13 protein-coding genes are annotated in these 12,604 nt (G+C 68.0%); 4 read left to right on the top strand and 9 right to left on the bottom strand.

Annotated elements, in window-relative coordinates; genetic code table 11:
• Positions 1-20 precede the first annotated feature (20 nt).
• The 5 genes from E3T29_RS07840 to ddaH all read right to left on the bottom strand — a co-directional run bounded on the left by E3T29_RS07840 (position 21) and on the right by ddaH (position 3,924).
• Positions 21-392, bottom strand: coding sequence for a type II toxin-antitoxin system death-on-curing family toxin (locus E3T29_RS07840; protein ID WP_134344932.1), 372 nt, complete (start codon positions 390-392; stop codon positions 21-23).
• On the bottom strand, positions 389-595 hold the full coding sequence (locus E3T29_RS07835; protein WP_233197246.1) for a toxin-antitoxin system HicB family antitoxin: 207 nt from the start codon (positions 593-595) through the stop codon (positions 389-391). The genes E3T29_RS07840 and E3T29_RS07835 overlap by 4 nt, the downstream gene beginning before the upstream one ends.
• A 38-nt stretch (positions 596-633) precedes the next feature.
• Positions 634-1,596 carry an acetylxylan esterase gene (locus tag E3T29_RS07830; protein WP_134344931.1) on the bottom strand — a complete coding sequence of 321 codons (963 nt, stop codon included), beginning with the start codon at positions 1,594-1,596 and terminating at the stop codon, positions 634-636.
• Between the two features lie 190 nt (positions 1,597-1,786).
• Complete coding sequence (gene rocD, locus E3T29_RS07825) at positions 1,787-3,043, bottom strand: ornithine--oxo-acid transaminase (protein ID WP_134344930.1); 1,257 nt, start codon at positions 3,041-3,043, stop codon at positions 1,787-1,789.
• Positions 3,044-3,069: 26 nt separating this feature from the next.
• Positions 3,070-3,924, bottom strand: a complete 855-nt coding sequence (gene ddaH / locus E3T29_RS07820) for a dimethylargininase (RefSeq protein WP_092338647.1) — start codon at positions 3,922-3,924, stop codon at positions 3,070-3,072.
• Positions 3,925-4,150: 226 nt separating this feature from the next.
• Between ddaH and E3T29_RS07815 the strand changes: the two genes are divergently transcribed.
• Positions 4,151-4,588, top strand: a complete 438-nt coding sequence (locus E3T29_RS07815; RefSeq protein ID WP_134344929.1) for an Lrp/AsnC family transcriptional regulator — start codon at positions 4,151-4,153, stop codon at positions 4,586-4,588.
• A gap of 31 nt (positions 4,589-4,619) precedes the next feature.
• Here E3T29_RS07815 and E3T29_RS07810 read toward each other — a convergent pair whose 3' ends face one another.
• Positions 4,620-5,384: an ABC transporter permease gene (locus tag E3T29_RS07810; protein WP_134344928.1), complete on the bottom strand. Its 765-nt coding sequence runs from the start codon at positions 5,382-5,384 to the stop codon at positions 4,620-4,622.
• A gap of 171 nt (positions 5,385-5,555) precedes the next feature.
• Between E3T29_RS07810 and E3T29_RS07805 the strand changes: the two genes are divergently transcribed.
• The 3 genes from E3T29_RS07805 (at position 5,556) to E3T29_RS07795 (ending at position 7,361) form a co-directional block, all read left to right on the top strand.
• Positions 5,556-5,933 carry a GntR family transcriptional regulator gene (locus tag E3T29_RS07805; protein ID WP_134344927.1) on the top strand — a complete coding sequence of 126 codons (378 nt, stop codon included), beginning with the start codon at positions 5,556-5,558 and terminating at the stop codon, positions 5,931-5,933.
• 67 nt (positions 5,934-6,000) lie between these two features.
• The gene (locus E3T29_RS07800; protein WP_134344926.1) at positions 6,001-7,002 is read left to right on the top strand and encodes a hypothetical protein; all 1,002 of its coding nucleotides are present in this window, start codon (positions 6,001-6,003) and stop codon (positions 7,000-7,002) included.
• Positions 6,999-7,361, top strand: a complete 363-nt coding sequence (locus E3T29_RS07795) for a GntR family transcriptional regulator (RefSeq protein ID WP_338061538.1) — start codon at positions 6,999-7,001, stop codon at positions 7,359-7,361. The genes E3T29_RS07800 and E3T29_RS07795 overlap by 4 nt, the downstream gene beginning before the upstream one ends.
• A 106-nt stretch (positions 7,362-7,467) precedes the next feature.
• Here E3T29_RS07795 and E3T29_RS07790 read toward each other — a convergent pair whose 3' ends face one another.
• The 3 genes from E3T29_RS07790 to E3T29_RS07780 form a co-directional block, all read right to left on the bottom strand.
• Positions 7,468-8,457 carry an NAD(P)-dependent oxidoreductase gene (locus E3T29_RS07790; RefSeq protein ID WP_134344925.1) on the bottom strand — a complete coding sequence of 330 codons (990 nt, stop codon included), beginning with the start codon at positions 8,455-8,457 and terminating at the stop codon, positions 7,468-7,470.
• Positions 8,458-8,467: 10 nt separating this feature from the next.
• Complete coding sequence (locus tag E3T29_RS07785; RefSeq protein ID WP_241987698.1) at positions 8,468-11,488, bottom strand: alpha/beta fold hydrolase; 3,021 nt, start codon at positions 11,486-11,488, stop codon at positions 8,468-8,470.
• An 82-nt stretch (positions 11,489-11,570) separates the two neighbouring features.
• The gene (locus E3T29_RS07780; protein WP_134344924.1) at positions 11,571-12,593 is read right to left on the bottom strand and encodes a 3-oxoacyl-ACP synthase III; all 1,023 of its coding nucleotides are present in this window, start codon (positions 12,591-12,593) and stop codon (positions 11,571-11,573) included.
• Positions 12,594-12,604 lie beyond the last annotated feature (11 nt).

Below are 12,604 nucleotides of genomic sequence, written 5' to 3'. Positions count from 1 at the left end.
CGCAGACAGTCGGCGGCGAGCTACGAACGCGTGACGCGATGCGCCGCGATCCGCTTTTCAGATTCGTCGAGGTCGACGACCCCTTCGGCGACGCCAATCACGAAATCGAAACCCTCATCGGTGGGGAAATCGTGGGCATACCCGTTGATCCAGAGAAAGAGCACCATGAGGGTCCAGCCGGTGCGCTTGTTTCCATCGACCAGCGGATGATTGCGCACGAGAGATTCGAGAAGGGCCGCGGCCTTTCGATCAAAGGTCGCGTAGGCATCCGTTCCGAACATGGACGCCGACGGCCGGGCGAGTGCAGACGCGAGCAGGCCAGCGTCCCGCACGTAGAAGCCGTAGCGCTCGGTCACCTGCAGCGCATCGGCGACCTCCAGGTACTGGATCACGCGTCTTCGAGGCGCTGCAGCAACTCGGCGTCGTGGGTGAGCACGAATTGCAGGCCGGATTCGATTTCGTTGCGCCGCGAATAACGGTCGACAATCAGGGTTGCGCCCTGAAGGAGCAGCGCGTGCTTCGACACGTGTTGCGCCGTCGCGAGTGCCTCAAGTTGACGGTCGAGTTCCTCCGGGATGCGCACGTTGATAGCCATACCAAAATGGTACTGCCGCTCCATGCCGGCAACAAGGCCTAGCCGAGGTGTTCGCGGAACGCACGCAGGGCGAGAGCATCGTCTTCCCAGGCGCCGCCCTCGTGGCCGTTGTACGGCCAGACGGTGATCTGCTTTGGGCCGGCATAGTTGTTGTAGGCCGCGAACACCGTCGACGGCGGGCAGATCGGGTCCATCAGGGCCGCCGTCATGGTCACCGGCGCCGTCGCACGCTTGGCGAAGTTGACGCCATCGAAGTAGGCGAGCACGTCGTGCACCCGCGCCACCTTGAGCCGGTTGGTGGCGAGGTACTGGCCGAGCTCCCGATACGGCAGCGCGTCGGTGATGACGGATGCCCGCGGAAAGTCACACAGAAACGGTACGCGCGCGACGACCGCGGCGAGGTCGGGCACGAGCCCAGCCACGGCGAGCGCGATACCGCCGCCCTGGCTGGTGCCGACCAGGCCCACCCGGGTTTCATCGACGAGCGCCAGGCTGCGGGCCGCCGCGACGGCGCGCACGGCGTCGGTGAAAACGCGGCGGTAATAGTAGGTCTCACGCGAGTCGATGCCGCGCGTCATGAAACCGGGTACCTGCGGGCCGCTCCCGGCGTCGTCGACCGTGTCGCCCGTGCTACCGCCCCAGCCCTGCCCGCGCAGGTCCATCTCGAAATGCGCGAACCCGGCGGATGCCCACAGTAGGTTCTCGAAGCTCTGCCCGCGTCCCCGGCCGTAACCGTGAAACTGCACGACGGTCGGCAGCGGGCGACGCGCGCCGGCGGGCACTCGCAGCCAGGCCTTGATCGGCTGCCCACCGAACCCGGGGAAAGTCACGTCGAAGACTTCGAGCGTTTCCAGACCGGCGTCGACCTTCGTGTCGGTGACATCAAGCGGATGCCGATCGGCCTCGGCGAGCGTCTCAGCCCAGAAGGCATCGAAGTCGGCCGGGTCGGCCTGGCCACTGCGATAGGCGCGGAGTTCGGCTTCGGGCAGGTCGGTGTACATGCCCTTCAGCCTAGAGCCGCCACAGCGTGGAGCCGGGCCGTCACGCGGGGGCATCCGCTTTCGGCAGAACGCACGCGCTGCTATTGGCGGCCGGCGCGCGATGGCGCCCCAAACACGGATGCGCGCTACGGTAACCGTAGTAGCGCGCACCCAGATCGGGCGCGGTCATGCGTTCTGCCCGGGAGCGCGCCTACTTCGCAGCCGCGAGGTCGGCCAGCACGAGGCGCAGTTGCTCGACGGCCCAGTCCACGTCCTCGGCGGAGACGACGATCGGCGGTGCCAAGCGGATGGTCGACCCGTGCGTGTCCTTGGCGAGCACGCCACGGGCGAGGAGGGCCTCGCAGACGACGCGGCCCGGAGCGAGCGACGGATCGATGTCGATGCCGGCCCAGAGGCCGACGCCGCGCACTTCGATCACGCCGTGCCCGATGAGCTCGGCGAGGCCCGCGTGCAGGCGCGCGCCGAGTTCGGTCGCGCGCTGCTGGTATTCGCCGGTGGCCAGCATCTTCACGACGGCCAGGCCGACGGCTGCGGCGAGCGGGTTGCCGCCGAAGGTGGAGCCGTGCTCGCCCGGGCGCAACACACCGAGAATGTCGGTGTTGCCGACGACGGCCGAGACGGGAACGATGCCGCCGCCGAGGGCCTTGCCGAGCAGGTAGAGGTCGGGCACGACGCCCACGAGGTTGCAGGCGAAGGTCGAGCCGGTGCGGCCGAGGCCCGACTGAATCTCGTCGGCGATGAACAATACGTTGTGGCGCGTGGTGATCTCGCGTACGGCGGGCAGGTAGGCCGCCGGCGGCACGACGATGCCGGCCTCACCCTGGATCGGTTCGAGCAGCACGGCCACCGTGTTCTCGTCGATCGCGGCCTCGAGCGCGGCGGCATCGCCGTAGGGCACAGTGCGAAAACCGGGCGTGAACGGGCCGAAACCGGCGCGGGCCGACTCGTCGTCGGAGAAGCTGATGATGGTGGTGGTGCGGCCGTGAAAGTTGCCGGCTGCCACGATGATGTTGGCCTGGTCGGGCGCGACGCCCTTGACCCGGTAGCCCCAGGCGCGGGCAACCTTGATGCCGGATTCGACGGCTTCGGCGCCGGTGTTCATGGGCAGAACCATGTCTTTGCCGGCCAGTTCGGCGAGCGCGGTCACGAACGGGCCGAGCTGGTCGTTGTAAAACGCACGACTGGTGAGGGTGATACGACCGAGCTGGGCACGAGCAGCGTCGAGCAGCACCGGGTTGGAGTGGCCGAAGTTCACGGCGGAGTAGGCGGCGAGGCAGTCCAGGTAGCGGTGACCCGCGACATCCGTTACCCAGGCGCCGTCACCGGACGCGACGACGACCTCGAGCGGGTGGTAGTTGTGTGCGGCGTGCGCGCTTTCCTCGGCAATGAGTGCGGTAGCTGCAGGCGAAACGGATGCTGCGGGTGTGTCTGTCAGATTCGTCGTCATGTCGTGCTCCTTCAGGTTGGGCGCGGTCATCGGCGCAGCTCGAGCGTGCAGCACTTGACGCCGCCGCCGCCGAGCAGCAACTCGGAGAGGTCGACGCCGATCGGGTTGTAGCCGCGGGCGCGCAGCTGGCGTTCGAAGTCTTTGGCGCGGGCGGCGATGACGACGTTGTAGCCGTCGGAGTAGGAGTTAAGGCCGAGAATGGAGGCGTCTTCTTCGGTGACGATGATGGCGTCGGGGTAGCGCTCCTGCAGAATGGCGAGGCTCGGCGCGTCGAAGGCGCTCGGCAGGTAGGCGATGTTCGTGTCATCGAGCACGGCCACGGCGGTGTCGAGGTGGTAGAAACTCGGGTTGATCAGGCGCAGGGTGATCACCGGGCGGCCGGCGATATTCGAAAGTTCAGCGTGGCTGTTCGAGTCGCTGCGAAAGCCGGTGCCGGCCAGAATGACGTCGCCGACCAGCAGAAAATCGCCCTCGCCCTCGTTGGTCTCCACGGGTACACGCACGTCGAAGCCGTTGGCGCCGAACCAGTCCATGTAGGCGGGGCCTTCGGGCTGGCGCTGCACGTGGGTGAATTTGGCTCCGTAGGCCTGGTTATCGATGACGAAACCGCCGTTGGCCGCGTAGACCATGTCGGGCAGGCCGTCAATCGGGTCGATCAGGTGCACATCGAAGCCGAGGCCGATGTAGGCGTCATAGAGGGTCTGCCACTGCTTCACGGCGAGCGAGGTGTCGGTGGGCAGCGCCGGGTCCATCCACGGGTTGATGCGGTAGACCACGGTGAAGAACTGCGGCTTGCACATAAGAATGGTGCGCTTGGTGGCGATGCGCACGGGAACGGCGGGCTCTTCGGCCAGAACGGGGGTGGCTGAGTTGATCGACATGAGGCTCCTTCGGGGATCCGCGGGCCTTCGGGCCGACGGGACTCGGGGTGGATGGCGGACCAGGTCGCTCACGAGAGCCCGGCTCGACCACACTTGATCGTTCCGGGACGCCACTCTCAGTCTCACACAGCATGATTCAACGTTTCACGCTGATCTGCGCAAGAAATCTTCGAGAATTGCCACTGTGACGCACAGTTTGCGCAGTGCCGTCACTTAGACTCGCCCCATGGATAACCTCGACCACAGCATTCTCGATCTGCTGCGCCAGAACGCGCGCGCCGGCTATGGTGACATCGGCTCGGTGGTGGGACTGTCGGCATCCGCTGTGAAACGCCGCGTCGACCGCCTGGTGGCCGACAAGGTGATTCGCAGCTTTACGATTCAGGTCGACCCGGCGGTCGACGGTATGAGCACGGAAGCCTATGTTGAGCTGTTCTGCCGGGGCACCGTCGCGCCCGACGAATTACTGCGCATACTCGCCGGCGTGCCGGAGGTCGTCGACGCGGGAACCGTCACCGGCAGCGCCGACGCCATGGTGCACATTCGAGCCCGGGACATTCCGGGGCTCGAGGCGGCGCTGGAAAAGGTGCGCCTGGCACCCAACGTCGATCACACTCGGAGTGCGATCGTGCTGTCGCGCCTCATCCATCGCTCAATCGAGTAGCAACACCTCACCCGCTTTCGCGAGCCAGGTTCTAAGGGACCGGCTTTTGACGCACCGGCGAGATCAGGTGCAGCAGGGTGACCGCGGCAATTGACCCAGCGCAGAGGATGCCGGCCAGCACGACGATCTGAAACCTCCCGGCCTCCAGTGGCGAGGCTCCACCGAAAATCGCGCCGACGAACGCTCCCGGCAACGTGACCAGCCCCGTGGTCTTGGTCTGGTCGGTGGACGGAATGATGGCGAAGTAGACGGCCTGCCTGGCCAGATCGCGCGTGGATTGCCGCGGCGTGGCCCCGAGCGCAAGCCAGCCCTCTACTTCGTCCCAGTGATCGCCGACCGCCTCGGAGAAGCGGCGACCACCGAGCGTCGCGATCGACATGGCATTGCCGATGATGATGCCGCCGATCGCGAGCACGTAGCGTGGTGAGAATTCGATCGCTCCGGTCGTGAACACGATGGCGAGAGTGACGCTCACACCGAGAGCCATCGCCGCAGCCACGCGAAACAGGTGCGCGCGACTGAAGCCGATACGGCGGGTGACAGTACCGACGGCCGCCGCGAACATGAGGAGCAATCCGACGCCGACCCAGAGCGGTTCATTGATGATGCCGCTGAGAATGAGACTGATCGCGGCCAGTTGCAGGGTCCCACGCAACAGGGCGAGCGCCGGCGCGAACGGATGCTGGGTGCGATAGACCCGCAGCACCGTCGCGACCACCGCGAGCAGCAACAGAACGCCGACCAAGGTCGGCACCAGCCCGGCGAGCTCGGCGGGGAGATCGGCCGGAAAGGTCATGCCCCGAGCCTACGCGGCCCCGCGAAAGCGGGGAAACGGTTGCTTCGGTGATGTTGAAGCAACCGTTCACCCGCTCTCGGAAAACATCCCTCGGGAACGTACCGTGGGTATGGTGTTGCGGCATTCGTTGTAGCGAGGCAAAATTGCTCATAACGTTGAACGGAGGGTCCCGTGCCCGCTTCCTTTATTGCCATTGATTCACACTCGAGCACGCCGCCGTTTGAACAGTTGCGCAGCCAGGTCATTGCGGCCGTGCGCTCCGGTGAGCTGGAGCACGATACTCGCCTGCCGACCGTGCGGGCCCTCGCCGCTGAGCTCGGTCTGGCCACGAACACGGTCGCCCGGGCCTATCGCGAACTCGAGCGTGACAGCGTGATTGAAACGCGCGGTCGGTTCGGTTCATTCATCGCACCCAACGGTGATGCGGCCGAGCGGCACGCCCAGGCAGCGGCCGACGCATTCGCTGCCCGCATCGAGCAACTCGGCGTGAGCCCGGCCGAGGCCCTCACCCTCGTCACCGATGCCCTGAATCGCCGTTCCGACTCCTGAGCCGGGCCTTGCGGCCGGAGTTTTGTATTGCTACTCTGGTACAAAACGCACACAACGGGAGGGTTTTGTGGATCCAGTCTTAGCAGTCTTAGCAGTCTTTGCGGCGCTGATGCTGGCGGGACTCGGCATCCGCCTGATCTATATCGCGCGTGCCGAACCACGCAAGCGGATGCTGCACGCCTACTCCCAGCAGGTCGGGCTCGCGTTGGTTCCAGAGATCGTCCCCGAGCTGTCGACCCGGATCTATCGCCGCGAACGCGCGGGGGTCGTCGGGTCGATGGTGGGGCTCGTGCCGGGCGTGGCGCTGCTGGTTCTGACGGACGGCAGTCAGAACCCGTGGAATGGGCTCGTGGTCTTGGTCGCAATGACGGTCGGGTCGACGGTCGCCCTCATCGGCAACGATTCCCGCTCGGCGTTCGCGCCGGTAGCCGAGGTGCCGCGGCTGGCGCGCAGCACTTCCCCCGGGCTGGCCGACTACGTTACTCCGCTGGACCGCGCGTTCTCTCTGGGCCTGCTGGGCCTCGCTACTCTCGGCTATGCTACCGTGCTCGGGGTCATCGCGATCAACCCGGAGCGGGTGTTCGATGACGTCTCGGTGCGCACGATTCTCTGGCCGGCGGGGCTGTTGCTGGCCCTGGCGGCTGCCGCGAGCCTGGTCACCTGGGCGGCGGCAAACGCCCTGCTCGGCCGCGGCCAACCGGCCGGAACCTACATTCAACTGGCCTGGAGCGATGCCTTTCGCAGCACCACACTGCGCAGCCTGGTCGGGATTCCGGGGATCATCGCCGCCGTCAGCTCCTGCGTGTTGTTCCTCTCGTTGAGCGAGGCGATCAACCGGCCGGCGCGCGGCTCGATCGGCGAGATTCTGGTCGGCTCGTTCACGATCATGGGCCCGGTGCTTTTCGTCGCGCTGCTGAGCTGGAGCCTGACGAGCATGCGCAATCGCAACACGACCCATTACCTGCGGCGGCTCTGGCCCGAAACGGCCGTCGAACTGGACCGGCACCGCGCGCGCGGTGCCGTCGACGATCAGCCCGATGCGGACAATCGAACGAAGACCTCGGCATGATGCTGCTGGTCGATCCGCGTTCGGCCACGCCGCCGTACGAACAGTTACGAGTGCAGGTGCTCGCCGCGGTGCAGTCGGGCGATCTCGCACCGGGCGACAAGCTGCCGACCGTGCGCAAGCTCGCCGAAGACCTGGGGCTGGCCGCCAACACTGTGGCCCGCGCCTACCGCGAGCTCGAGCGTGACGAGGTCATCGAAACGCGCGGCCGCAACGGATCCTTCATCGCCGCGAGCGGCAATGCCGCCCAGCAACAGGTGCAGGTGGCCGCCGCCGCGTTCGCCGGCAAAGCGCGCCAACTGGGCGTTGCCCCCGAGGAGGCGCTCGCGTTTGCGCGCGCGGCCCTCGGCATCCGCTCGTAGCGGCCTCGTACACGGACGGGGCCCAGGCCCGAGCCCGGGGCCCAGTGTATAAACTGGGCCCGTGGACGGGGCCTGGGCCCCGTCCGGAGTAGATCCGGGCGGGAGGTTACCGGGCGGCGCGGTAGTGGGCGGCCAGGCGCTCGAAGCCCTCGTCGAGGGAGACCGCGGGGGTCCAATTCAGGTCGGCGCGGGTGCGCCGCTGGTCGAACCAGTGCGCGGTCGAGAGCTGCTCGGCCAGAAACCGGGTCATCGGCGGTTCGTCGATTCCGGGGCGCCGCTGCCAGATCGCCTCGATGATCGAACCGGCAGCGCGGGCAGCGGATGCCGGCACCCGCCACGCCGGCGCAGCCACGCCGGCCGCCCCGCAGATTCCGGCGAGGAGTTCAGCGACCGGGCGCGGTTCACCGTTGGTGATCACGTAGGACTGGCCGTGAACGGCGACAGCGGCCTCGAGCGCTGCATGAATGGCCGAGGCCGCATTGTCGACATACGTCGTGTCGATGAGCGCCGCGCCGTGTCCGAGCAACGGCAGCCGTCCGCGGCGAGCGCGGTCGACGATCCGGTCGATCAGCTGGGTGTCGCCGGGGCCCCAGACCAGGTGCGGCCGCACGGCGACCACACTGAATCCGGGGGCGTCGGCCGCGAGCGCGAGCAGTTCAGCCCGAGCCTTGGTGCGGGCGTAATCGCCGCGGGCCTGCTCCGGCGACGCCGGCAGGGCGTCAGAGCCCATGATCGACGAACCGGCGTGGGCGACCGACGGCGACGAGACGTAGACGAAACGGGAGACGCCGGCATCCGTCGAAGCCTGCAGAACGGTACGGGTGCCGCCAACGTTGACCGCCTCAAACTCGGCCGGGTCATCGGCGAGCGACACCTTCGCGGCGAGGTGCACGACCGCATCCATACCGCTGACCGCGTAGGCGAGCCCGGCATACGGAGTGTCGGCGACCGTCGTGATCGAGCCGTGCACGTCTTCGACGCCGGTCAGGCCCGATGGTCGCCGCTGAAAGGTGCGTACCTCGTGCCCGGCCGCACTGATGTGCTCGGCGACGGCCCGACCGAGAAAGCCGCTGGCTCCCGTCACCAGCACTCTCATGGCGCGCCACTCATGGCTTAGACCAGCGACCGCCAGAGAGGATGCCGGTGGCCCAGCGCGACAGCTGGCTGCGGTCGATCTTGGAGTTGTGCCGAATATCAGTCGGCAGGCCGGGAACAACGAGCACGGCGGCGACCGGCGAGCCCACGGCCGCGCGCACTGCGGCAGCGAGGGGCTCTGCAGCTCGGTGCACCCGGCGGGCCGGCGGTACCGTTTCGATCACGGCGACCTGCTGCTGTGTGCCGAGCGGACCGACACCGACGAAGGCCGCCCGAAAAACGTCGGGCAGGGTTTCGATGCGCTGCTCCGGCCCGACCGGGGTCATGACGCCGTCGGCCGTCACCATGACGTGCGGCATGCGGCCCTCCACCCAGAGGCGGCCTGCACCGTCGAGGTGGCCGACGTCACCGGTGCGATGCCAGCGTTCGCCCGCCACAGCACCGCGCCGCGACGCGCGCTCGGTGAGCCAGAGCCGGTCGTAGTGGTCCTTGACGTGCGGCGCCGACACAACGATCTCGCCGGTCACGTCGGGCTCTTCCGTGAGTTCACCAACGGATGCCCCACTCGCGTCGAGCGCGCTGATCCGGATGCGCGTGGTCGCGGTCGACCCACCGACGCAGACTCCCCCGGCCGGGTTCACAGCCGATCGTTGCTCGCCTGCCGCCGGAACGGCCACACTCGTCGAGCTGGTCGAGCCCGTCTCGAGAAGTCCGGCGGACTCGTCCGCCGCGGCACCCACTCTGGGTGAGTCGGCGACACTCGCCGTGGCAGCGCGAATGCCGTCGAGCGTGATGTCGGCCATGAGCAGGCCCTCGGTCATGCCGTACGGCGTGTGCGCGGTCGCTCCCGGCATGAGCGCGGCGGCCTGGGCCAGCAGACTCTCGGAGATGGGGGCGCCGGCCGAGAGAAAACGCTGCACCCCGGCGAGGGCGGCGTGATCGGCGGGGGTGAGCGCGTCGGCGGTGGCGACGACGTTCACGAGGGCCGCGGGCGAGAGAAAGACGACGGTCGCGTCGATCGCGGCAACGGCGGCGGCAACGGCAGTGGCGGTGAGGGTTTTGGGTGCCGTGACATCCATATCGGGGGTGACCGAGCGGGCCCCGAGGGCCGGGCCGAGCAGGGCGAACGGGGCAAATCCGGCGACGAGGCCGGTACCGACGCCAACGCCGTACTGCAGAAAGAGGGCACGACTCACGGCGGAGAGCTGCCCGTGGGTGTAGACGACGCCCTTGGCCGGTCCGGTCGATCCGGAGGTGAACAGCACGGCGGCCGCATCATTTGGCGCGGGTTCGGTCGGGAGCAAGTCGCCGGCTTCGAGTCGGGCCTGGCCCAGCTGAATCAGCTCGGCCAGGGTGTGCTCGATGCTCAGCAGCCGTGCCATCGGGGCCGGAAAGCGGGCGACCGAGATCTTGCGCCCTGGCCAGCCGAGTGCGCGCGCGGCCATGAGGCCGGGAGCAGCCCCGATCACGAAGTCCGGGCGGGCGCCGCGCACGGCGCGGGTGAGGCCGGGAAGGCCGAGGCCGGCATCCGCTACGACGACGATCGCGCCGATGCGCACGCAGGCGTAGAGCACCGCGGTGAGGTCGGCGCTCGGCGGCACGAGGAGGGAGACACGGTCGCCGGGTGTGACGCCGATGTGCACGAGGCCGGCCGCGATCTGGCGCACGCGCCGCGAGAGCAGCCGCCAACTGACGGTGCGCGGGGCCGGCTGCATGTCGACGAGGGCAGTTTCGTCGGAGTCCTCGAGGACGTCGAGGTAGTGCCAGAGCGGATGCGTCCCCGCGGCTTCCCACGCGGCCGCCGGCCCGCCAACGGCGGTCTCGACGGGCTCGACCAACGGAGATGGTGCGGCCGCCGAAGCAAGCTCAGGCGCGAATCCCGACGTAGCGGCGGGCAGCTCGCCGGGCGCCCCCATGCGCTGATCGAGCTTGTTGAGATCGCCATTCCGGGAACGCGACGTACCGGCGCGAACCGAGTCGAGGAGCCTGTCAGCGACGGCATCCCCGAGCCAGAGCAGCGCGGCCGCGGCATAGTCCGCGTCCTCGGCGAGCAGATGCCCGGCACCCTCGAACCGGTGAACGCGAGCGTGCGGCATCCGTTCGACCAGGTCGTCGAGGTAGCGGTCGCTGAAGATCGGGTCCCGGGGGCCCCAGAGCAGCAGCGCGGGCACCGCGAGTGAGCGCACGGCCTCGGCGATGCGGTCGAGTTCCGGCCGGCTCTCGTGCTCGAGAGCGACCGGAATATCGGCGACGAACCCGCCGATGCCGCCGCGGCGATCGCCGGTTAGGTACGGCGCGCGGTAGCCGCGCTTCACCTCGGGCGACAACGGCGGATGCGCGAGGGCCAACGTCGTGGCCAGGAACGCGGGCGTCGTGACGGTCGCAGGTCCCAGGATTCCGCGCCCGAGCGCGAGCCGCAGGGGCGCCGGAATCTTGTCGCCGGCGGGCTGGTGTACCGCAGTGTTCAGCAGCATCACGCCGGCCAGCAGTTCGGGATGGTCGACGGCCCAGCCGAGCGAGACGACTCCGCCCCAGTCGTGACCGAGCGTGATCACCGGGCCGGCCAGTTCGAGGGCGTCGGTGAGGTCGCCGAGGTCCTGCACCCGACGGGCGAGTGGGCGAAACCCTCCAGTGCCTGCGTGCTGGCGGCCGGTTGCGCCAGCGGGAGCAGCACTGCCAGTGCGCGCGGAGAATCCCATGTCGAGCTGGTCGACGGCGATCACGCGCCAGGCTGGCGCGCCCGACTGTGCTGCATCCGTTGCTGCAGCCAGCAGGCCTCGCCAGAGGTACGACCAGGTCGGGTTGCCGTGCACGCACAAGATAGTTCCGACCGGAATCACGCCGAGCGCGTCGAGCTGCGGCCCATTGTCGAGCAGGTGCCAGCCGTGAGACGCGGCAGACCCGCTCTCGGCGACCTCGACCAGGCGCGACCACTCGGGTTTCAGCCCGGCCAGCCCGGACGGCGGCAGGGTCGCCTCGGCCGGCCGCGTGCGCGGAAGACGGGAAGCTGCGGTTGCGCGAATCTCGGTCACACTCCTTTTGAGCCCGATAAACAGTTCATGGGGCCGAAGTTGGCATCTCGCAGGAGGCGAGGTTGGTGTCGGGCGGCGACTCTCACCAGACGAGTTCCATCATGGCGGTGTTGAGGCCCGAGCCGACGCCCATGAGCAACACCCGGTTGCCCGGTTTGAGCTTCGACGCCTCCTGGGAGAGCGTGATCGGAATCGACGCCGGGCCGACGTTGCCAAGCGTTGGATAGGTCAGCGGCACCTTCGCCTTGTCCATGCCGGTGGCCTTGACGATCGCGTTGGTGTGCACGTCCGAGACCTGATGCACGATGTAGCGGTCCATGTTCGACCAGCTCCAGTCGCGCTTGGCCTCGGTCCAGGCCGAGACGACCAGTTCCATGCCGCCCTTGAGCAGCGCCTTGGCGTCGGTGAACATGCCGTCGACGCTGCCGACGCACAGTCCGTTGAACTGGGTGGCCGCGCGGGTGACCCCGCCGAGGATGCGGTGCCCGGCGGGGTGGGCATCCGCTGGGCCGAGCACGGCAGCGGCAGCGCCGGAACCGAGGGTGAGGCTCGCGAACTCACTCATGAAGTCTTTGCGCTTGATGCCGGGGCGCCCGAGACGATCGATCGTGTTGGTCTGGATCTCGTCGGCGTCCTCGCCGTCGATGATCACGGCGTACTTGATCTGACCACTGTCGATGAGCTGGGCGGCGAGCGTCATACCGTTGACGAAGCCGAGGCAGGCGTTGGCGATGTCGAAGTTGATCGCCGACGACGGCAAGCCGAGTCCGTGGTGGATGCGCACGGCGACGGAGGGTTCGAGGTGCTTGCGCGTGACCGAGGTATTGATGAGCAGGCCCACGTCGCTCGGCTTGATGCCGGCCTCGCGCAGGGCGATCTTGCCGGCCTTGACCGCGGCGTCGTCGAAGGTCTCGTTCGGCCCCCAGTTGCGGCGCTCATACACTCCGGCAACCCGCTGGAGCAGCCCGGTGGGCAGTTTGAGGCGCGTCAACACCGGCTTCAGACGTCGGTCGATCTCCTCCGACGTCGTGATGAGCGGCGCCATAAGACTCGCGACCGACAACAGAGCGACGTTTCGGTGCGTCGTCGTCGCGTTTCCGTTCAAGCGTGAACCCC

The organism is Cryobacterium sp. TMT1-66-1, assembly GCF_004403435.1.
In the GTDB taxonomy this organism is placed as follows: domain Bacteria; phylum Actinomycetota; class Actinomycetes; order Actinomycetales; family Microbacteriaceae; genus Cryobacterium; species Cryobacterium flavum.
This window is presented reverse-complemented; position numbering and strand designations above follow the sequence as displayed.